Origin of the sequence: Vibrio sp. YT-18 (assembly GCF_033337345.1) — a bacterium.
GTDB classification, from domain to species: Bacteria; Pseudomonadota; Gammaproteobacteria; order Enterobacterales; family Vibrionaceae; genus Vibrio; species Vibrio alginolyticus.
In genome coordinates, this window is sequence record NZ_JAWOQO010000125.1 from 1 (window position 1) to 1336 (window position 1336).

Consider the following 1336-nt stretch of genomic DNA (forward strand, 5'->3'; position numbering starts at 1 on the left):
TGATCGCAGATTGCTGAATAACGGTAATCTATGAGAAATCGTTCAATGTAAAAAATATGCGCAATGATTGATGCTGGGAGAATAGAAAGGATGGGTTGGTATTTATAGTGAATATTGGTCGGGAGTTTTTAGAAAACTGAAAACGCCCTAAAAAAACACGTCTGATTTTGACAGCCTGATAAAAACGCACTTCATATAATTCGCTTGTATTGTACGAAAGGAGTGCAAGTGAATGAGCATTATCAATAGTCAGATAGCAACCAACACCAAGTTTGATGCATCGGTCCGAAATGGATTGGAATCGTCTCGCGCAGATAGTGCCGTAAAAGGCAGTTATCGAGGTGAGACAGTGCGCGTTCACAACGCCACTCAATCGCTTTTTGACGCGATGGAAGAGCTCACATCACTTGGCTCCGAAAAAGCAGAAAAAGATCTCACCAAACGCAAAATAAAAGACGGTGGCGTTCGCGTTAACGAAGCACACGAGCTGGTTTCTGATTACCTCAGAAAGGTGCCCGATCTAGAGAAAAACCAAAAAATCAAAGATCTTGCGGCCAAAATGGCGGGTGGCAACATTTCGACCATCGCTCAGCTTCAAGCGTATTTGAACGGGTTTTCGGAAGAAAAAAGCCACCAATACTTAGCTCTAAAAGCGGTGAAGAAATACTTATCAGCCAATCCGGAAAGCAAACACTTATTGGCGCTGATTGACCAAGCGATCTTGAAAATCGAGCAGAACCCGGATTCTTGGTCGCAAATCGACACCGAAATCCGTGTTTCTCATTTCGCTGATGAGTTTAGCAAAGAGCAAGAGTTCAGCTCTCTGCACCAATTGCGCGGCTTTTACCGCGATACGGTACACAGCTATCAAGGGCTTGGCTCTGCATATCAGGATGTTGTCGAGCGTTTTGGTGAGCAAGAAGTCTCTACTGCGGTGGACTTCATGCTGCAAGGCATGAGCGCCGACCTTAGCGTTCAAGGCAGCAACATTGACTCCGTCAAATTGCAACTGCTGATGTCCGACATGCAAAAACTCAAAACGTTAAACACCTTGCAAGATCAGGTAGGGCGGCTATTTCAAATGTTCAAACCAGAAAGGATGAGTCATGGCTTATCAGGCTTCTGATTTGATGGCAGACGTAATTGCTCTGGTCGAGCAACGTTGGGTCAGCAGTGAAGAGATTTGGAAGATCGCAACATCAATGGAGTTGGTGGCAATAGAACAGAAAATCGATTTTTTTCGAGAGCTGCACAAGTTGATACGACACATCCCCGTTGATGTATTTGCTGACGACGAACAGAGACAAAACCTAATACAAGCCGCACAAAAGGCGCT

Annotated in this window: 2 protein-coding genes; both read left to right on the top strand. The window is 44.8% G+C overall.

The window, feature by feature from the left end; genetic code table 11:
* The first annotated feature begins 232 nt into the window (after positions 1-232).
* Complete coding sequence (gene vopN / locus R7M72_RS24835; protein ID WP_005464652.1) at positions 233-1126, top strand: SctW family type III secretion system gatekeeper subunit VopN; 894 nt, start codon at positions 233-235, stop codon at positions 1124-1126.
* A partial coding sequence (locus R7M72_RS24840) for a TyeA family type III secretion system gatekeeper subunit (protein WP_318056429.1) occupies positions 1107-1336 on the top strand: 230 nt, incomplete at its 3' end. The genes vopN and R7M72_RS24840, both read left to right, overlap by 20 nt.